Below are 17935 nucleotides of genomic sequence, written 5' to 3'. Positions count from 1 at the left end.
GGAGTCCACCCAGGGACCGGGCGACGGTGTCGCGAGCAGGATGGGCTTGAAGCCCGGACTGGTCGTGCAGGAGCTCGGCTGGGACCAAGACACCGACGACGACCTGCGGATCGCGATCGAGGACGCCATCGACGCCGACATGGTCGACGGGGACTACGGCAACGTGGTCGACGCCGTGGTGCTGTGGTGGCGTGACGAGGACGGCGACCTGGCCGACGGTCTGGTCGACGCCAAGACCGACGTCGTCGGTGGCGGCGCCATCTGGCTCTTGACTCCGAAGGTGGGCCGACCCAACAGCGTCGATGCCGCCGACATCGCAGAGGCCGCGCCGATCGCGGGTCTCGCCCAGACCACCACCGCCGCCGTCAGCAAGGACTGGCAGGCCACGCGGCTGGTCACGCCGAAGACACCAGCCTGAGTCGACGTCCCTCAGCCCGGACGCGGCTCCTCCACGAGCCCGAGGTTCCCATGAGCATCGCCAAGACCCTGTCCGTGCTGTCCAGCGCCGGGGTGATCCACCCCATGTCCCCCCGGGTGCTCCGCGGGATCGTCAAGACCGTCAAGGCCTGGGGGACCGGGCCGGCCGGTGGCTTCAGCCAGCTGGCCATCTCGCGGCCGGACGAGGTCGGACTGATCGACGAGCTCGGCTCGCTGACCTTCAAGCAGATCCACGAGCGGTCCAACGCCCTGGCCAACGCCCTCGCCGCCCGCGGGGTGAAGGAGGGCGACCAGGTGGGGATCATGTGCCGCAACCACCGCGGCTTCGTCGACGCCACCATCGGTGTCGCCAAGCTGGGTGCCGACCTGCTCTACCTCAACACCGCCTTCGCCGGCCCGCAGCTGGTCGACGTGATCGCCCGGGAGAAGCCGGTCCTGGTCATCCACGACGAGGAGTTCAGCGCGCTGCTCGCCGCCGCGGAGGTCAAGGACAAGATCGTCGCCTGGACCGACGTGCCGGGGACCCCTGACACGCTGGAGGCGCTGATCGCCTCCCACCCCACCAGCGACCTCACTCCGCCGGAGCACCACGCGCGGATCGTCATCCTCACCTCCGGCACCACCGGCACCCCGAAGGGCGCGCCGCGCAAGGAGGCCGGCATCAGCAACGCGGTGGCCCTGATGTCGCGGCTGCCGCTCAAGTCCGGGTGGCGCACGCACATCGCGGCGCCGCTCTTCCACACGTGGGGCTTCGCCCACCTCTTCCTCGGGATGCTGCTCGGGTCGACCATCGTGCTGCGGCGCAGGTTCGACCCGGAGGAGTCGCTGCAGGTGGTGCGCGACGAGAGGTGCGACTCGTTCATCGTCATCCCGGTGATGCTGCAGCGGATCCTCAACCTGCCCGAGGAGACGCTGGCAGCCATTCAGATGCCGTCGCTCAAGATGGTCGCGGCCTCGGGGTCGGCGCTCCCCGGCGACCTGGCCCTCGCCTGGATGGACCGGTTCGGTGACAACCTCTACAACATCTACGGCTCCACCGAGGTTGCCTACGCCTCGATCGCCAACCCCGTGGACCTGCGCGAGTCGCCCACGTCGGCCGGGAAGCCGCCGTACGCGACGATCGTGAAGATCTTCGACCCCGAGGGCAAGGAGGTGCCGCAGGGTGAGACCGGTCGCATCTTCGTGGGCAACTCCATGCTCTTCGAGGGCTACACGGGCGGCGGCAACAAGGAGATGATCGACGGCCTGATGTCGACCGGCGACGTCGGCCGGTTCGACGAGAACGGCCGTCTCTACGTGGAGGGCCGCGACGACGAGATGATCGTCAGCGGTGGCGAGAACGTCTTCCCCCGCGAGGTCGAGGACTGCCTGTGCCGCCACGAGAGCGTGGTCGAGGCCGCCGCCGTGGGGATCGAGGACGACGAGTTCGGCTACCGGCTCCGCGCCTTCGTGGTCGTCTCCGACCCGGTGGCCGCGGACGAGACCGTCCTCAAGGACTGGGTCCGAGGCAACCTGGCGCGGTACAAGGTGCCCAGGGAGATCGTCTTCCTCGACGAACTGCCCCGCAACGCGACGGGCAAGATCCTCAAGCGGGTCCTGGCCAACAGCTGAGCCGGCTTCGCGGGAGCAGGCCGGCGACTCCGACCTGCTCCCCGGGGGCCGGCCGCGGCCGACGGGTGGGATGATGACGCCATCATGAGCGGACTCATCTCCGGGGGACCGGCCCCCGACTTCACCCTGCGCGACCAGTTCGGCCAGGACGTCACCCTGTCGGAGTACCGCGGTCGCAAGGCGGTCGCGATCCTCTTCTACCCGTGGGCCTTCTCGGGGGTGTGCACCGGGGAGATGGCGGTCGTCCGCGACCGCCTCGACGAGTTCATGACGTTCGACACCGAGGTGATCGCCGTCTCCTGCGACCCCGTCTACTCGCTCCGCGCCTTCGCTGACCAGGACGGGCTCAACTTCCCCCTGCTCTCCGACTTCTGGCCGCACGGCGAGGTCTCCCGCGCCTACGAGGTCTTCGACGAGACGAAGGGCGCCCCGCGGCGCTCCTCCTACGTCATCGACCGGGCAGGCACCATCAGCTGGTCGGTGCACAATCCGCTGCCCCAGGGAAGGGACCTCGACGAGCACCTCGAGCAGCTCCGGGCCGCGGCCGAGGCCTGAGTGGGAGAATTCTTTACCTTCGTGGCGGCCAATCTCCAGACACCGGTAGCCCGGAGGCCGTAGCATCGGAGTCGTTGAGCCGCTGGTGACCCGAGACACCGGCGGCTCAACTCATTTCCCGTGCCGTAGTCTTTGCGCGCATCTCGCGTCGGTAGCTCAGCGGTAGAGCACTCGGTTTACACCCGAGCGGTCGGCGGTTCGAAACCGTCCCGACGCACGCCTGGAGGAGCCGCGGGGCGCGGCGTGCCGGGGTCACGGTCTGCCGGGTCACGGTGTGCCAGAGTGAGGTGGTCCCTTCTCGGCGCCCTGGAGGACCCATGCTCGTACCGCTGACCCTGCGCGACTTCATCGACAGGGCCGAGACGGTCTACGGCCGGCGGGTCGGTGTCGTGGACGAGCCGCGGCAGCCCGCCCCGTCGCTGGGTGAGCTCACCTACGAGGGGCTGGCAGACCTCGGCCGGCGCATGGGCGCGCGTCTCGACGAGCTCGGGATCGGCACGGGGGAGCGGGTGGCGATCGTCTCCCACAACAGTGCCCGCCTGCTGGCGGCCTACTACGGCGTCTGCGGCACCGGTCGCGTCCTGGTGCCGGTCAACTTCCGGCTCTCCGCCGAGGAGGTCCGCTTCATCGTCGCCCACTCCGGCTCACGGGTGCTCTACGTGGACCCCGAGCTGGACGAGGCACTCGCCGGGGTGACCGCGGAGCACCGGTTCGTCCTCGGCGACGACGCGCTCTTGTTCGCGCCGCCCGGGTCGGTCCCGGAGCCCTGGGAGCCAGACGAGGCGGCCACCGCCACCATCAACTACACCTCCGGCACGACGGCCCGGCCGAAGGGCGTGCAGCTGACCCACCGCAACCTGTGGCTCAACGCGACCACCTTCGCCCTCCACGCCGGGGTCAGCGACCGCTACGTCTACCTGCACACCCTCCCGACCTTCCACGCCAACGGGTGGGGCATGCCCTTCGCCGCGGCCGGTCTGGGCGTCAAGCAGGTGGTGCTCCGCAAGGTCGACGGGGCTGAGATCCTGCGTCGGGTCCAGGAGCACGGCGTCACCTTCATGTGCGCCGCACCGGCGGTCGTCGCTGCCGTCCTGGAGGCGGCGGAGTCGTGGGACGGGCCGATACCGGGGCGGGACCAGGTCCGGATCATCGTGGCCGGCGCGCCGCCGCCGACGCGGACCATCGTCCGGGTCGAGGAGGAGCTCGGCTGGGAGTTCATCCAGATCTACGGGCTCACCGAGACCTCGCCCCTCCTCACGATCAACCGGACGCGGCAGGAGTGGGACGGGCTGTCGCTCGAGGAGCGTGCCGGTCGCCTCGTGCGGGCGGGAGCGCCGGCGCTCGGGGTGCAGCTCGCCACCGACGAGCACGGCGAGGTGCTCGCCCGTTCCAACGTGGTGCTCGAGGGCTACTGGGAGCTGCCCGACGAGACCGCGCAGACGCTGCGCGACGGGTGGTTCCACACCGGCGACGGGGGCCGGATCGGCGAGGACGGCTACCTCACGATCGTGGACCGCAAGAAGGACGTCATCATCACCGGCGGGGAGAACGTCTCCTCCATCGAGGTGGAGGACGCCCTCTTCTCCCACCCCGACGTCGCGGAGGTGGCGGTGATCGGCGTCCCGAGTGAGAAGTGGGGCGAGACCGTCAAGGCGCTCGTCGTCCTGGCCGAGGGGGCGAGCGTCTCGGAAGCAGAGCTCATCGCCTGGTGCAAGGAGCGGCTGGCCGGCTACAAGGCGCCGACCTCGGTGGAGTTCCGCGAGCTGCTGGCCCGCACCGCGACCGGGAAGCTGCAGAAGTTCAAGCTTCGCCGGGAGTACTGGGCGGACCGGGACCGCGCCGACCGCTGAGCTTCGAGCAGCACTAGGATCCACGTCCATGCCCACCCTGCAGGAAGTCGTCGAGCGTCTGCATGCGTGGTATCCCCCCGGCACGGCGGAGCAGTGGGACGCCGTCGGCCTGGTCCTGGGCGACCCGGCGGCTCCCGTGCGCCGGGTGATGTTCGCGGTGGACCCCACGCTCGACGTCGCTCAGGAGGCGGCGGACTGGGGAGCGGACCTCCTCGTCGTCCACCATCCGCTCTTCCTCAAGCCGGTGCACGGCTTCCCGGCGACCACCCCCAAGGGGCGGACGCTGGCGAGGTTGGCCCAGGCCGGCTGTGCGTTGCTCACCGCCCACACCAACGCCGACCAGGCGATCGACGGTGTCTCCGAGGCGCTGGCGTCCACCCTCGGGCTGGCCGAGCTCGAGCCGCTGCTGCCCGCCCCTCAGGCGGCCCTCGACACCCTCGTGGTCTACGTGCCCCGGGAGGCAGCCGAGCGCCTGCGTCGGGTGCTCGGCGAGGCCGGCGCCGGCGCCCTCGGTGACTACGACCTGTGCAGCTTCACCGCCGCGGGCGAGGGCCGGTTCCGCCCGTTGTCGGGCGCCGAGCCCACGATCGGCCGGACCGGTGAGCTCGAGGTGGTGCCCGAGGAGCGGATCGAGGTGGTCCTGCCTCGGGGCCGTCGCCGGGAGGTTGTGCGCGCCATGCTCGACGCCCACCCCTACGAGGAGCCCGCCTACCACGTGCTGGAGATGGCGGATCCACACCAGGCACGCACCGGCACGGGCCGGATCGGATCGGTCGCCCCCACCACCCTGGAGGAGTTCGCCGCCGTCGTGCGCGACCGGCTCCCCGGGACGGTGCAGGGGGTCCGGGTCGCGGGCCGAGGCGACCGTGCCGTCCGCCGGGTGGCGGTGCTCGGCGGTGCCGGCGACTCGTTCCTCGACCACGTCGCCTCGCTCGACGTCGACGTCTACCTCACCAGCGACCTGCGGCACCATCCCGCCGCGGAGTTCGTCGAGAAGGAGGGACCCGCCCTCATCGACGTGGCCCACTGGGCCGCGGAGTGGACCTGGCTCCCGGTGGTGGAGCGTCGGGTCCTCGCGACCTGGGGCGATACCGTGGAGACCCGGGTCAGCACCATCCGCACGGACCCGTGGACGTTCATGGTCCCCACAGACACCCACATCGAAGGAGCACGACCCTGAAAGCCGATCCCGCTGACCAGGCCAGGCTGCTCGACGTCCAGGAGCTCGACTCCGCCGTCGACCAGCTGCGCTACCGCCGCGCCCACCTCCCGGAGGCGGCCGAGATCGACAAGCTGGAGCTCAGCCGTGCCGAGGTCGCGGACCGTGTCCGGGACGCTCGCATCGTGGTCGACGACCTGACCGTCGAGCTGCGAAAGGCCGAGGCGGACGTGGAGCAGGTGCGCACGCGGCGCACCCGCGACCGGGACCGGATGGACCAGGGGCTGATCACCAACGCCAAGGACCTGCAGCGGATGACCCACGAGCTGGAGTCCCTGGAGCGCCGCGTCGGCACGCTCGAGGACGCCGAGCTGGAGATCATGGAGAAGCTCGAGGAGGCGCAGTCGAACCTGGCGCGCCTGGAGGAGGAGATGGCGGCCAGCGACGCCAGGCTCGCCGACCTCGAGGCGGCCCGCGCCGAGAAGGAGTCGGAGATCGACGTCGAGCTCCAGTCGGTGGTCGCCCGCCGCGGGCCGGCCGTGACCGGTCTGCCCAGCGACCTGCTCGCGCTCTACGACAAGCTCCGCCAGGCCAAGGACGGGGTGGGTGCGGCGCTGCTGCGGGCTCGGCAGTGCAGCGGATGCCGTCTGGGCCTCGACTCCCAGGAGCTCGCGCGGATCAAGGCGGCGCCGGCCGACGACGTGGTCCGGTGCGAGGAGTGCCAGCGGATCCTGGTGCGCACCGCCGAGTCGGGCCTGGGTGGCAAGGCGACGGCCTAGACCCCTTCGACCACCACGTCGAGCCGCGTACCGGTCTGGGTGGGCTCTCCCTGCTCCACCTTCCACCCCAGGTCCCGTAGCGCGTCCGCCAGGCCACCGGGGGTCCTCGTCGTCACTCCCTCCTCCAGCAGGGTGCGGACGAGACGACCCTTGGTGGCCTTGTTGAAGTGGCTGACGACCTTGCGGACGCCCTGGTGCTCGTGGAGCACCCGGACCCCGACCGTCCTGCGGGCCAGGTCGGGGTCGGGACGCCAGAAGGCGGCGTACATCCCCGACCGGAGGTCCACCAGCAGTCCGCCGCCGACGCCCTCGACGACCGCGGGGCCCAGGCTCTCCCGCCACTGCGCGGCGACCGGACCGACGCCCGGCAGCGTCGCGTCACCCGAGAGCCGGTAGGCCGGGATGCGGTCGGCGGGGGAGAGGAGCCCGAAGAGGGCGGAGGTCACCGCCAGCCGTCGCGTAGCACGGCGCTTCCCCGCGGGTGAGAGCGTGGCCGGGCTGAGGGCGTCGTAGAGGACGCCGGTGTAGACGGCGTCCGCGCGTGCGGTCGGGGCCTCGCGGAGCCGACCGTTGCGCGCCACGAGCTCCGCCTGGGTGGGGCCGAGGCCGAGGACCCGCGCCGCCTCGACCGGGTCGTCGACGCACAGCTCGACCAGCGAGTCCAGCACCCGGGAACGGGTCGGGGTGAGGGAGCCGAAGGAGAGGGTCGCGAGGTCGAGGGCCTTGCCGCGTCGCGGGGCGGTCTTCCCCTCGCTGGGAGGGAGCAGGATGAGCACCGGGCAACCCTAGGACCCGTGCTGGGTGGCTCCGGTGACTAGGGTGCAGCCATGGCCGTCAACCGGGTGACCGTCCGTTCCGTCGGTGGGGGAGTGCCCGCGCACGAGATGGCCGCGGGTGCCGCGGCCATCCAGGCCGAGCTCGGGGTGGTGCCCGAGTTCCCCGACGAGGTGCTGCGAGCCGCCGCGACCGCGGCCGCGTCCCCTCGCCTCCCCGAGCTGGACCGGACCGACCTCGCGCTGGTCACCCTGGACCCCGAAGGGGCGATGGACCTCGACCAGGCCCTGCACCTGGAGCGCAGGGACGGCGGGTTCGTGGTCCACTACGCCATCGCCGACGTCTCCGCGTTCGTCACGCCGGGGGACCCGGTCGACCAGGAGGCGCACCGCCGGGGCGAGACGCTCTACGGAGCCGGAGCCAAGGTGCCGCTCCACCCGCCGGTGATCTCGGAGGACGCCGGCTCGCTCCTGCCGGACCAGGTGCGCCCGGCTCTGCTGTGGACGATCGTCCTCGACGAGGAGGGCGAGGGCACGGAGGTGCGGGTGGAACGGGCCCGGGTCCGCTCCCGCGCCCGCTACACCTACGAGGAGGCTCAGCGGCTGATCGATGCGGGGGACGCCGAGCCGACCCTGGCGCTGCTGGCCGAGGTCGGTCCGCTGCGGGTGGCGCGCGAGGCCGCCCGGGGCGGGGTGAGCCTGCCGCTGCCCGAGCAGCAGGTCGACGCCTCCGGCGACCACTGGCGGCTGGAGTTCCGGACGCTGCTGCCGGTCGAGGAGTGGAACGCGCAGATCTCGCTGCTCACCGGCATGGCCGCCGCCTCGCTCATGGTCTACGCCCGGACCGGGCTCCTGCGCACCCTGCCGCCGGCCGACCCGCGTGACGTGGCTCGGCTGCGGCACACTGCCGAGGCGCTGGAGATCGCGTGGCCCGCCTCCCTCGGCTACCCGGAGTTCGTCCGCAGCCTCGACCCCTCGACGCCGAGCCACGTGGCGATGATGGTGGCCTGCACCCGGCTCTTCCGCGGGGCGGGGTACGTCGGCTTCGACGGCGAGCTGCCGGAGCTCGCCGAGCACTCCGCGGTCGCGGCCGCCTACGCCCACGTCACCGCGCCGCTTCGCCGGCTGGTCGACCGCTACGCCTCCGAGATCTGCCTGGCCCTCTGCGCCGGCGAGGAGGTGCCGGCGTGGGTGCTGGAGCGGCTCCCCGACCTCCCGGCGACGATGGTGGAGTCGGGGCGGCGTGCCAGCCAGTACGAGAGCGCCGTGCTCAACCTCGTGGAGAGCAAGGTCCTCCAGGACCGGGTCGGCGAGGTCTTCGAGGCGGTCGTGGTGACGGTCGACGAGAAGGATCCGAGCCGGGGCACCGTGACCCTGGTCGAGCCGGCCATCGAGGCGAGGGTCCAGGGCTCCGGCGAGCTGCCGCTCGGGAACCGCGTCCAGGTCACGCTGACCGAGGCGGACCCCGCGACCCGTCAGGTGCAGTTCGGCCTCTAGGACGATTCGCCCCGCCAGGCTGTGGTCAGGGAGGGCGTCACGTCCCTACAGTGGGTGGACCGCACCGGGGACAGGGAGCGCGCAGCCCAGGAGCGGGCCGTGGCCCCGGGACGGACCGGGGGGACGACGTGGTCACACGGATCGGGATGACGCTGGCAGCAGTGGTGGCATCGGTGCTGGTGCCCTCCGGAGCAGTGGGCATGGTGGCCCTGGCTGACACCGGGGCGCAGCCCGGGTCACAGCCTGGGGCACAGCCCCGCTCAGCGGCCGGTGCCGGACAGGGGACCGGCGCCTGGTGGCCCGCCACGCGCCCGGGCCAGCAGCGCAGCTCGGACTGCGGCAGGTGGAGCCTGAACCATGACGGCTACTGCGTGGCGGACGACGCGCGCAACGGCCTCGAGGTCGGCACCCGGTTCCAGACCTCCCAGCCCGTCGAGGTCACCGGCGTGCGGTTCTACCGGGTGGACACCTCGGCGATCACGGTCTCGGTCTGGGACGAGGACACGACCCGGCTGGGCACCGGCACGCTGGCAGCGGGTACGGGCAACGGCTGGCAGGACGTGCCCTTGACGGCACCGGTCATCGTCGCGCCGGGTCGCACCTACACCGTCTCCTACTTCACTCCCCGCACCCGGTACGCGTTCCAGTACCGCTTCTTCACGGACAGCTCGCACGCCGTCGGCCCGGTCACCGCACTGGCCGCCACCAGCGACCGGCCCAACGGGGTCCACTGCTACGAAGAGGCAGCCTGCGGCTCGTTCCCGGTGCGTGCCCACCGCGACTCCAGCTACTGGGTGAGCCCGATCTGGCGGACGGGGGGCGACCCTCCGCCGGCTACGGGCGGTCCCACACCGCCTCCGGGCTCGCCCGGCCCGACGTCGCCTACCGGGCCCACCACCGGGCCGGGGCCGGGGCCCGGCGCCGACAGGGAGCCGCCCCGGGTGGTCGCCCGGAGCCCCGAGCCCGGCTCCCGTCAGCCCAGAGCGGGGGTGCGGGTGCGGGTGCGCTTCTCCGAGCAGGTCCGCCGCACGAGCGTCACGTCTGCCTCGGTCCGGCTGCTCCGCAAGGGCCGGGCCGAGCCGGTGCGGAGCCGCGTCGTCTACTCGCCGAAGCGCAAGGAGGCGGTCCTCGTGCCACGCTCGCGCCTGGCCCGCCAGGCGACCTACCGGGTGGTGGTCACCGAGCGGGTCAGGGACGTCGCCGGGAACCGGCTGGACCAGGACCCGGTGCGCAGCGGCAGGCAGCCGGAGGCCTGGACGTTCCGGACCCGATGAGCCGCGGCGACCCCGCGTGCTCGGCTGCAACCCCTCCGGGCGGTTCCGCGTCCAGGGGAGAAACACACTTCCAGGAGGACACATGACTGCACGACCCCGCCGCCTCGTCGCCACCGTCCTGGCCGGCGCCGCGCTCGCCCTCGCCCCGACCTTGTCGGCGCAGGGCGCGGACTCGAGCACCGCGTCCCGGGGCGGCGGCTCCGCCGTCAGCGCCCCCCAGACACGCCTGGTCTTCACCGTGGCCGACTGTGAGGGGTGCAAGATCCAGCTGCACCAGGCGCGCCGCACGCTCGACGCCGACGTGGTGCACGAGTGGTCGTCCAAGGTCCGCACGGTGCGGGACGGGAAGGTGACCTTCCGCGTGGCGACCCGCAGGACCCGGGGCATGGCCGCGACCGTCCGAGCTCCGTGGGAGGGGCAGACCGGCTACGTGACGACCGTCGCGTGGCGCTACGGCGGCAAGGGGGTCGGCGACCCGATCACCCTGGAGGAGGCGGTGACGAAGAGACGCGCCTCCCCGTGCTGGGAGGGCACCCGGCGTCGCCAGCTGACGATGCCGCTGGTCGTCGAGCAGGTGGAGGTGGCGGGCGTGCACGAGCGGGTGCCGGGGAGCATCGCGTTCGTGCCGACCACGCAGTCCTGGCTGCCGCGCATGCGGGAGGTCTGGGACGGAGTCCTCGGCTCGCAGGACATCAACATCTGCCGGTGAGCGAGGTGCCGTCACTCGGGTGACTCAGCGGAGGCATGAGTCCCCCCGAGCGTCTCTCTTGCCATGGCGGCAAGTAGTGGGTTAACTTGCCGACATGGCAACCGATCAGTCCAAGCCCGGCGGACCCGACCCTGACCGTGCGAGGGGCGACGCAGAGGATGCCCGGGGCGCTCTCCGGGATCTGGACGACGTCCGGGCCCGGTTCGGTCACCGGCTCGCCTCACCGTGGGGGTACAAGGTCGCGGCTGCCTTGATCGTGGCCGCCCTGTTCGTTGGCACCGGCATGCCGTACGAGAGCCTCTCCCTCGGCTCCTCCAGCACCGGCGTCCTCCTGGTGGTGTTCGCTGCGTTCCTCGGCCCGGTGTTCCTCCGTGAGCTCCTCAAGCGCTGCACGGGCGCCTCCTTCGACCGGTACAGCAACGGGTGGACGATTCCTTCAATGGCACTGATCGGCCTCCTGGTGGCCTGCGTGTCCCTTCAGGCCTTCGCCGACGTCGACCGGGCGCCCCTGGTCGGTGCCGCGGTCGGGTCCGTCTTCACCTACCTGTACGAGCAGTGGACCGACCGGCGGCTTGCGCGTGGCGAGTTCCCCGCCGGGAGGCGAGCTCAGGCGTGAGCGACGCCCCCAAGTTCGACGAGGTCATCCATGCCCGCAACAGGCTGCACATCTGTGCGCTGCTGGCGGAGGTGGACTCCGTCGACTTCGTGACTGTGCAGGAGACCCTCGGTGTCAGCGACTACGTCGTCAGCAAGCACGTCAAGGTCCTCGTGGACGCCGACTACGTCCGTACCCACAAGGAGAAGCAGCAAGGCAGGGCCCGGACGTGGCTGAGCCTCACCGACACCGGACGGAGGGCCCTGCACGCACACCTCGCCGAGCTGCGGCGGATCACTGGGCTCGGGGACTGAGGGACTTCCCGGGCAGGTCAGGCACACTGCAGGAGTGACCGACCCGCTGCGCAGCCTCCTCGCCGCGCCGCCCGACCTCCCGGTCACCGCCGGCCTGGCAGCCCTCGACGAGGCGCTCCGCACCCATGGGGTCGCGGTGGTCCAGGCGCCGCCCGGCACCGGCAAGACCACCCTGGTCCCACCGGCGGTCGCCGGTGTCGTCGCCGGACGGGTCGTCGTCACACAGCCCAGTCGCATCGCGGCCCGTGCTGCTGCCCGTCGGCTGGCGCACCTGCTGGGCGAACCGGTGGGGGAGACGGTCGGATACTCGGTGCGCGGAGACCGGCGCACCAGTCGACGTACGCGGGTCGAGGTCGTCACCACCGGCCTGCTGCTCCGGCGGATCCAGCACGATCCCGAGCTGGCCGGCGTCGGGGCCGTCGTGCTCGACGAGGTGCACGAGCGCCACCTCGACGCCGACCTGACCCTGGCGCTGCTCATCGACATCCGGGCCAACCTGCGCGAGGACCTGTCCCTGGTGGCGATGTCGGCCACCATCGAGGCCGAACGGACGGCCGCCCTGCTCGGCGGAGGCGCCGAGCCCGATGGCTCCGATGGCTCCGATGGCCCCGACTCTCTCCCCGCTGACCGGCCAGGCGCTCCGGTGATCCGCGTCCCGGGTGCCCTGCACCCGGTCCAAGCGGTCTGGTGCCCGCTGCCAGCCGGGTTGCGCCGCACCGACGATCGGGGGATCACCCCGGCGTTCCACGACCACGTCGCCGCGACCGTACGTCGAGCGCTCGCCGAGCACGAGGGTGACGTCCTGGTCTTCGTGCCGGGTGTCGGCGAGGTCGAGGCGACCATGCGTCGCCTGGCCGGCGTGGACGCGGCCGTGCACCCCCTGCACGGACGTCTCTCCGGCGCCGAGCAGGATCGTGCGCTCAGCGAGGGTCCGCGCCGACGCGTGATCGTCTCGACCGCGGTCGCCGAGTCGTCGCTGACGGTGCCCGGGGTGCGTGTCGTGGTGGATGCCGGGTTCTCCCGTGAGCCGCGCACCGACCATCGCCGCGGACTGGCGTCCCTGGTCACCGTCGCGGTGAGCCGGGCGGCGGCCGAACAGCGGGCGGGCCGCGCCGGCCGTCTGGGACCGGGCGCCGTGCTGCGGTGCTGGTCCGAGGCGGAGCACCCGCACCTGGCCGCTCACCCGGAGCCCGAGATCGCCACCGCCGACCTGACGGCCTTCGCCCTGGAGGTGGCGTGCTGGGGGAGCCACGACGTGCGCGACCTGGCGCTGCTCGACCAGCCGCCGGCGCACGCGCTGTCGGCAGCCAGGGAGGTGCTCGTGGACCTGGGGGCGATGACGGAGGACGGGAGAGCCACGCCACGGGGCCGGGCGATCGCCGGGGTGCCCGCCGACCCGAGGCTGGCGCGCGCCCTCCTCGACGGGGCTGGCCTCGTCGGGGCCAGACGGGCCGCCGAGGTGGTCGCGATGCTGAGCGAGGACGTGCGTGCTCCCGGCGGCGACCTGGTGGCCGCGCTCCGGTCGCTGCGTGCCGGCCCGCGGGGAGGTTCGTGGCGCACTCAGGTGAAGCGGCTGGAGGAGATCGTGTCCAAGCCCATCGTCGGCGACGGGGGAGAGCAGGCGCGCGCCGGACGGTCGCTGACCGATGACGTCGCCGTGGGGCTGGTGGTGGCCTTGGCGCATCCGGACCGGATCGCGCGCAAGCGCTCCGGCGCCTCCAGCTACCTGATGACGTCCGGGACGGGCGCGGCACTGGATCCGCGTGACCCGGGGCCGCTGTCCGGCCTGGAGTGGCTTGCGGTCGGCGACGCGGAGCGGCGGCCCGGGCAACGCGAAGCCCGGATCCGGGCGGCCGCCCCGCTCGCCGAGGACCTGGCGCTGGAGGCGGCGGGGTCCCTGTGGACGGAGGTGGACGAGGTCACCTGGACCGGCGGGCGGGTGCTGGCTCGGCGCCGCACGCTGCTGGGCGCGATCGAGCTCGGTTCGGTCCGGCTCAGCGATCCACCGGCGCAGGCCGTGACCGACGCGATCGGGGAGGCTTTGGCGAGCGAGGGGATCGGTCTCCTTACCTGGTCGGAGCCGGCCACGGCGCTGCGCGCCCGCCTCGACTTCCTGCACCGCGCTCTCGGTGACCCGTGGCCCGACGTGAGCGACGAGGCGCTGACGCGGAACCTCCAGTCGTGGCTGGGGCCGCAGCTGGCGCGGGTCCGCTCGGCCCAGGACCTGCGCCGCATCGATGTCGGCGCCGCGCTTCGGGCGCTGTTGCCCTGGCCCCAGGCGGGCAGGCTCGACGAGCTGGCCCCAGAGCGAGTGGAGGTGCCCAGCGGGTCGAGCGTGCGGATCGACTACTCCGCCGAGCAACCGGTGCTCGCTGTGCGACTGCAGGAGGTCTTCGGCTGGAGCGCAGTGCCGGTCCTCGCGGACGGTCGCATCCCGCTCCTGCTGCACCTGCTCTCACCCGCCCGGCGGCCAGCGGCCGTCACGGCAGACCTGGACTCCTTCTGGGACAACGGCTATCCGGGTGTGCGTGCCGATCTGCGCGGGCGCTATCCCAAGCACGCGTGGCCCGAGGATCCCCGCAGCGCACCGGCCACCCGACGTACGAACACGTCCCGACCCCGGCGGTGAGTGGCGGGTTGCTTGGGGTGCTGCACGTCACCCAGAGAGACGCCGCCCCCCTGTCCCCAGTGGTGCCTAGCTGGCGGTCCAGATCCGCGGCTCTCCCGGTGCGACACTCATGTCCCTGAAGGTCGGGACCCTCTTGAGTGTTGCGGGCTTGTACGGCACCAACACGACGAGCGCGATGCCGTCCCGGTGCTCGAGCTCGACCTGGACTGCGTCAGACCCCTCGATGAGGACGTCGGAGACGAACGCCACAGCCCGGTTCTCGTGCGCGGTCTCACGTGCTCCGTCGTACACGGCGGCCAGGACCCGATCCGGCTGCGGGTGTTCTCCCAACCCGGCGTCGGTCGCGGTGAGCGACGCCTCCCCGTCGATCGAGACCGTGGCGCCGAAAGGGTAGAACTGCCCGTTCTTGCCGAGCAGCTCCTGGGCCAGAGGCAGCACGAGGTTGAGAAGACCGTCCAGGTCGTCCTGTGCTGAAGGAGATGCAGTGTCGCGCCAAGAGGTCATGACTGGGAATCTTGGCACACCGTCCGCCGACCGCTACGGCGCGGACGTCAGCATCGACGAGCCGCAACTCCTGCCACGAGGATCAACCCGCCGGACCGGACGTGCCTCGCGCCTGGTCGCGGCTGGCGACCAGCAGGTATTCATCGCTCTCGGGGTCATAGGTGGTGGACCGCACCGTGAGCCCAACGCTCCGCAGTTGCGCCACGAGGTCCTCGTACCGGTAGGGCCAGATGGACAACCGCTCCGAGCAGGCTCGCACTGCCCCATCCGGCTCGATCTGGGCGACCACGATCTCGAGGAAGTGCTCCTGCTCCCAGCGCTGCTCGATCTGCCAGTAGTAGCTGACGACCGCATCGCGGTCGTTACGACGGATGAGCCGATCGCGGACGTCTATCCGTGAGCCGGCGGAGCGCACGAGTTCCCAGTTGCGTGACGTGAGCACGAGGCGTCCGGTCGGATTCAGCAGCCGCGACATCGCTTCCAGTGCGGTCAGGCGCCCGGCTGCGCCCTCGGCGTGTCCGAGCGAGTTGCCCACGCAGAACACCAGATCGAACGCGGAGTCATCCAGGTGGTCGGGCAGCTCGTCCCAGCTCGCGCGGAAGGCTCGAAGCGAGACGCCCCGGTCGCTGGCGAGGTTCTCGGTCCGGCGAACCATCCCGTCGCTGGCGTCTGCGGCGACCACGTCAAGGCCGAGGCCCGCGAGACCGACGGCGAGCTGCCCGGTTCCACACGCGCAGTCGAGGACGCGCGCGTGGGGCGGCAGAGAGCCCACGACCTCGCTGTAGTACACCGCGGCTGCCTTGGCGGGGGTCAACTTGTCGTCCCCGATCAGCCACTCGTACACGTCGGAAAGCGCCCCGTAGCCAGCCACCGCAATCACCTCCATCACTCGACGACACGCGGGTTGGACCGCGCCTACGATTCGTACCTTGGACCTGGCCCTGGGCCGGGCCGCGTCAGCGAGGCAGTGAGCAGGACTCAACCACTTCCGGCCGCTGAGACGCCATCGGATTTTCCAGTGGAACGCCACCATCCGTTGCGTTGCCCGAGTCTCCTTTTGTCCTCCCTCGCGTTGGTGTTGCCGTCGATGCCGTCGATGCCGACAAGCCAGACCAGGCCACGAACCGTCCGCCGCCGCAGCCCTTGGAGGCCCACCCGCAGAGGGTCACTCGGCGTCCATCCTGAGGATTGCCAGTTGGTAGGACCACCAGTCGGCTCGATCGTCGACCCATTCGACTGGCAGCTCGCTGTGTTCGAGCCCGACTCTGGTCATTGCTGGATTCCGCGACACTGGCGTCAGGTGGATCGAGCGCCCGGTGTCCCACGGAAGCGCGGGCCCATAGACCGACGTGGCGGGACCCGATCTCCGGACTGCCCAAGACGCTGTCCTCCAGCGAGGCCGGTCCGTCGGCAACCGCGAACACGAGAGCGAAAATCGTGGGCACGGGGGACGCCTCTGAAAGGCGTTTCCGCAGGTCAGAGGGGGCGAAGCGAATGGGCCAGTCTGTAAGCCGGGTTCTGTCCCGCCTCGCGGCGGGGGCGATCATCCATCTACGACGACCGTTGCCGGCCGTCTCCTGCGGTCTACCCGTGCACTCGGGCGGGCCGCCCTCGGACGTGCACGCACCGGCCGCTCGCGCGTCCGGCTTCTTGACCTTGCTCCTGGTGGGGTTTGCCTAGCCGTCCCGGTCGCCCGGGACGCTGGTGGTCTCTTGCACCGCCGTTTCACCCTTGCCGCTCCCGGAGGAGTGGCGGTCTGTTCTCTGTGGCACTTTCCCGCGGGTCACCCCGGGTGGGTGTTACCCACCACCGTGCCCTGTGGAGCCCGGACTTTCCTCGGCGACGCGGTCACCCCGCGCCGACGCGATCGCCCGACTGGCCCATTCGCAGGAGTGAGTCTAGGGGAATCGCCCGTGGGCGGGGTGCGTTGACCCCGGCATGGAGCAGGAGTACCCGATGCCGCCGATCATCTTCCCGGGCATGCGCACGCACGAGCAGGCGTACGCCGCCGCGTACGACTTCCTGTCGCGACGCGCGCCGGAGGAGGCGCTCCAGCTGATCGAGCCCGCGCTGGCCGTCGAGCCGGAGAACACCGGACTGCGGACGCTGCGGGTCTGGGCGTGGATGATCCGGGCCCAGCTGGGAAAGGCGGAGGCGGAGCTGCGCTCCCTCGTGGAGGCCAACCCGGCCGACGACTGGTTCCGGCACGCCCTGGGCCGGGTGCTGGAGCGCCAGAGCCGGCTGGAGGAGGCGCTGCCGCACCTGCGGCTGGCCGCGGTGATGTCGGACGACTACGACCACCAGGCCGCCGTCTACCGGGTCGAGCAGGCGCTGGCGCGCCAGTCGCACTGACCTGGTCGCACTGATCTGGGCCGAGGGGCGGCCGGTCAGGGGTTGGTCAGCACCTCGGCCCCGTCGGCGGTCACCAGGAGCGTGTGCTCGAACTGGGCGCTGCGCCGGCGGTCCTTGGTGACCACGGTCCAGCCGTCGTCCCACATCTCCCACTCGTGGGTGCCGAGGTTGAGCATCGGCTCGATGGTGAAGGTCATGCCGACCTCGATCAGGTCGTCGTAGTGATCGGTGTCGTAGTGCGGGATGACCAGCCCGGAGTGGAAGGACGTGCCGATGCCGTGCCCGGTGAAGTCGCGGACCACGCCGTAGCCGTGCCGCTTGGCGTAGGACTCGATGACCCGGCCGATCACGTTGACCCGGCGGCCGGGCCGCACCGCCCGGATGCCGCGCTCGAGCGCCTCCCGGGTCCGCTCCACCAGGAGCCGCGACTCCTCGTCCACCTCGCCGGCCAGGAAGGTGGCGTTGGTGTCGCCGTGGACGCCGTCGAGGTAGGCGGTGATGTCGATGTTGACGATGTCGCCGTCCTCCACCACCCGGCTGTCGGGGATGCCGTGGCAGATCACCTCGTTGACGCTCGAGCAGAGCGACTTGGGGAAGCCGCGGTAGCCGAGGGTGGACGGGTAGGCCCCGTGGTCGCAGAGGAACTCGTGGCCGATCCGGTCCAGCTCGTCGGTGGTGACGCCCGGCACCACGTGGGAGCCGACCAGCTCGCGGGCCTGGGCCGCCAGACGTCCGGCGACGCGCATCCGCTCGATGGTCTCCGCGTCCTTGACCTCCGAGCCCTCGAACCGCGCCGGCGCCGGACGGTCGACGTACTCCGGTCGCGGGATCTCGGCGGGGACCGGTCGGCGGGGGGAGATGGTCGCGGCCACAACGGAAGTCACGGCCCCGAGTGT

Annotated in this window: 17 protein-coding genes, 1 tRNA gene and 1 other RNA gene; 14 read left to right on the top strand and 5 right to left on the bottom strand. The window is 71.7% G+C overall.

Annotated features, from left to right (window positions below; genetic code table 11):
* The first annotated feature begins 40 nt into the window (after nt 1–40).
* From AC3X7R_RS15065 to AC3X7R_RS15035, 7 genes are all read left to right on the top strand, one after another.
* Entirely contained in the window at nt 41–418 is a 378-nt protein-coding gene (locus AC3X7R_RS15065; protein WP_489966503.1) for a DUF3052 domain-containing protein, read from the top strand.
* A 50-nt stretch (nt 419–468) separates the two neighbouring features.
* On the top strand, nt 469–2049 hold the full coding sequence (locus AC3X7R_RS15060) for an AMP-binding protein (RefSeq protein ID WP_489966477.1): 1581 nt from the start codon (nt 469–471) through the stop codon (nt 2047–2049).
* An 84-nt stretch (nt 2050–2133) separates the two neighbouring features.
* The gene (locus AC3X7R_RS15055) at nt 2134–2604 is read left to right on the top strand and encodes a peroxiredoxin (protein ID WP_489966476.1); all 471 of its coding nucleotides are present in this window, start codon (nt 2134–2136) and stop codon (nt 2602–2604) included.
* A gap of 145 nt (nt 2605–2749) precedes the next feature.
* Nucleotides 2750–2821, top strand: a tRNA-Val gene (locus tag AC3X7R_RS15050).
* Between the two features lie 100 nt (nt 2822–2921).
* Entirely contained in the window at nt 2922–4454 is a 1533-nt protein-coding gene (locus AC3X7R_RS15045; protein ID WP_489966475.1) for an AMP-binding protein, read from the top strand.
* Nucleotides 4455–4482: 28 nt separating this feature from the next.
* Nucleotides 4483–5634, top strand: a complete 1152-nt coding sequence (locus AC3X7R_RS15040; RefSeq protein ID WP_489966474.1) for a Nif3-like dinuclear metal center hexameric protein — start codon at nt 4483–4485, stop codon at nt 5632–5634.
* Nucleotides 5583–6392: a zinc ribbon domain-containing protein gene (locus tag AC3X7R_RS15035; RefSeq protein ID WP_489966473.1), complete on the top strand. Its 810-nt coding sequence runs from the start codon at nt 5583–5585 to the stop codon at nt 6390–6392. Before AC3X7R_RS15040 ends, AC3X7R_RS15035 begins: the two co-directional genes overlap by 52 nt.
* Here the strand turns inward: AC3X7R_RS15035 and yaaA are convergent.
* The gene (gene yaaA, locus AC3X7R_RS15030; protein ID WP_489966472.1) at nt 6389–7168 is read right to left on the bottom strand and encodes a peroxide stress protein YaaA; all 780 of its coding nucleotides are present in this window, start codon (nt 7166–7168) and stop codon (nt 6389–6391) included. The genes AC3X7R_RS15035 and yaaA overlap by 4 nt on opposite strands.
* A 51-nt stretch (nt 7169–7219) precedes the next feature.
* Between yaaA and AC3X7R_RS15025 the strand changes: the two genes are divergently transcribed.
* From AC3X7R_RS15025 to hrpB, 6 genes are all read left to right on the top strand, one after another.
* Nucleotides 7220–8662, top strand: a complete 1443-nt coding sequence (locus AC3X7R_RS15025; protein WP_489966471.1) for an RNB domain-containing ribonuclease — start codon at nt 7220–7222, stop codon at nt 8660–8662.
* Between the two features lie 146 nt (nt 8663–8808).
* Nucleotides 8809–9936: a DUF4082 domain-containing protein gene (locus AC3X7R_RS15020; RefSeq protein WP_489966470.1), complete on the top strand. Its 1128-nt coding sequence runs from the start codon at nt 8809–8811 to the stop codon at nt 9934–9936.
* A gap of 82 nt (nt 9937–10018) precedes the next feature.
* Nucleotides 10019–10645 (top strand): hypothetical protein, encoded by a 627-nt coding sequence (locus tag AC3X7R_RS15015; RefSeq protein ID WP_489966469.1) that lies wholly within the window; start codon nt 10019–10021, stop codon nt 10643–10645.
* A 94-nt stretch (nt 10646–10739) separates the two neighbouring features.
* Entirely contained in the window at nt 10740–11261 is a 522-nt protein-coding gene (locus AC3X7R_RS15010; protein ID WP_489966468.1) for a hypothetical protein, read from the top strand.
* Nucleotides 11258–11554, top strand: coding sequence for a transcriptional regulator (locus tag AC3X7R_RS15005; protein WP_489966467.1), 297 nt, complete (start codon nt 11258–11260; stop codon nt 11552–11554). The genes AC3X7R_RS15010 and AC3X7R_RS15005 overlap by 4 nt, the downstream gene beginning before the upstream one ends.
* A 34-nt stretch (nt 11555–11588) precedes the next feature.
* Nucleotides 11589–14183, top strand: coding sequence for an ATP-dependent helicase HrpB (hrpB, locus tag AC3X7R_RS15000; RefSeq protein ID WP_489966466.1), 2595 nt, complete (start codon nt 11589–11591; stop codon nt 14181–14183).
* A 66-nt stretch (nt 14184–14249) separates the two neighbouring features.
* Here the strand turns inward: hrpB and AC3X7R_RS14995 are convergent, their stop codons facing one another.
* The 3 genes from AC3X7R_RS14995 to rnpB form a co-directional block, all read right to left on the bottom strand.
* Nucleotides 14250–14687: a hypothetical protein gene (locus AC3X7R_RS14995; protein WP_489966465.1), complete on the bottom strand. Its 438-nt coding sequence runs from the start codon at nt 14685–14687 to the stop codon at nt 14250–14252.
* Nucleotides 14688–14769: 82 nt separating this feature from the next.
* Nucleotides 14770–15573, bottom strand: a complete 804-nt coding sequence (locus AC3X7R_RS14990; RefSeq protein ID WP_489966464.1) for a class I SAM-dependent methyltransferase — start codon at nt 15571–15573, stop codon at nt 14770–14772.
* Nucleotides 15574–16178: 605 nt separating this feature from the next.
* Nucleotides 16179–16570, bottom strand: an RNA gene (gene rnpB / locus AC3X7R_RS14985) — RNase P RNA component class A.
* A gap of 73 nt (nt 16571–16643) precedes the next feature.
* Between rnpB and AC3X7R_RS14980 the strand changes: the two genes are divergently transcribed.
* Nucleotides 16644–17039 carry a tetratricopeptide repeat protein gene (locus AC3X7R_RS14980; protein ID WP_489966463.1) on the top strand — a complete coding sequence of 132 codons (396 nt, stop codon included), beginning with the start codon at nt 16644–16646 and terminating at the stop codon, nt 17037–17039.
* A gap of 35 nt (nt 17040–17074) precedes the next feature.
* On the opposite strand, the gene map is transcribed toward AC3X7R_RS14980, so the two are convergent.
* On the bottom strand, nt 17075–17923 hold the full coding sequence (gene map, locus AC3X7R_RS14975) for a type I methionyl aminopeptidase (protein WP_489966462.1): 849 nt from the start codon (nt 17921–17923) through the stop codon (nt 17075–17077).
* Between the last annotated feature and the right edge of the window lie 12 nt (nt 17924–17935).

Source organism: Nocardioides sp. Z22_16 (assembly GCF_058134365.1).
The sequence above is the reverse complement of the archived record's forward strand: the minus strand, read 5'-3'. Positions and strand labels throughout refer to the sequence as shown.

Excerpts from the sequence above, each read along its gene's own strand:
- AC3X7R_RS15065 (WP_489966503.1), top strand. The coding sequence starts at position 41 with ATGGGCTTGAAGCCCGGACTGGTCGTGCAGGAGCTCGGCTGGGACCAA.
- AC3X7R_RS15060 (WP_489966477.1), top strand. The coding sequence starts at position 469 with ATGAGCATCGCCAAGACCCTGTCCGTGCTGTCCAGCGCCGGGGTGATC.
- AC3X7R_RS15055 (WP_489966476.1), top strand. The coding sequence starts at position 2,134 with ATGAGCGGACTCATCTCCGGGGGACCGGCCCCCGACTTCACCCTGCGC.
- AC3X7R_RS15045 (WP_489966475.1), top strand. The coding sequence starts at position 2,922 with ATGCTCGTACCGCTGACCCTGCGCGACTTCATCGACAGGGCCGAGACG.
- AC3X7R_RS15040 (WP_489966474.1), top strand. The coding sequence starts at position 4,483 with ATGCCCACCCTGCAGGAAGTCGTCGAGCGTCTGCATGCGTGGTATCCC.
- AC3X7R_RS15025 (WP_489966471.1), top strand. The coding sequence starts at position 7,220 with ATGGCCGTCAACCGGGTGACCGTCCGTTCCGTCGGTGGGGGAGTGCCC.
- AC3X7R_RS15020 (WP_489966470.1), top strand. The coding sequence starts at position 8,809 with ATGACGCTGGCAGCAGTGGTGGCATCGGTGCTGGTGCCCTCCGGAGCA.
- AC3X7R_RS15015 (WP_489966469.1), top strand. The coding sequence starts at position 10,019 with ATGACTGCACGACCCCGCCGCCTCGTCGCCACCGTCCTGGCCGGCGCC.
- AC3X7R_RS15010 (WP_489966468.1), top strand. The coding sequence starts at position 10,740 with ATGGCAACCGATCAGTCCAAGCCCGGCGGACCCGACCCTGACCGTGCG.
- AC3X7R_RS14995 (WP_489966465.1), bottom strand. The coding sequence starts at position 14,687 with ATGACCTCTTGGCGCGACACTGCATCTCCTTCAGCACAGGACGACCTG.
- AC3X7R_RS14990 (WP_489966464.1), bottom strand. The coding sequence starts at position 15,573 with ATGGAGGTGATTGCGGTGGCTGGCTACGGGGCGCTTTCCGACGTGTAC.
- AC3X7R_RS14980 (WP_489966463.1), top strand. The coding sequence starts at position 16,644 with ATGCCGCCGATCATCTTCCCGGGCATGCGCACGCACGAGCAGGCGTAC.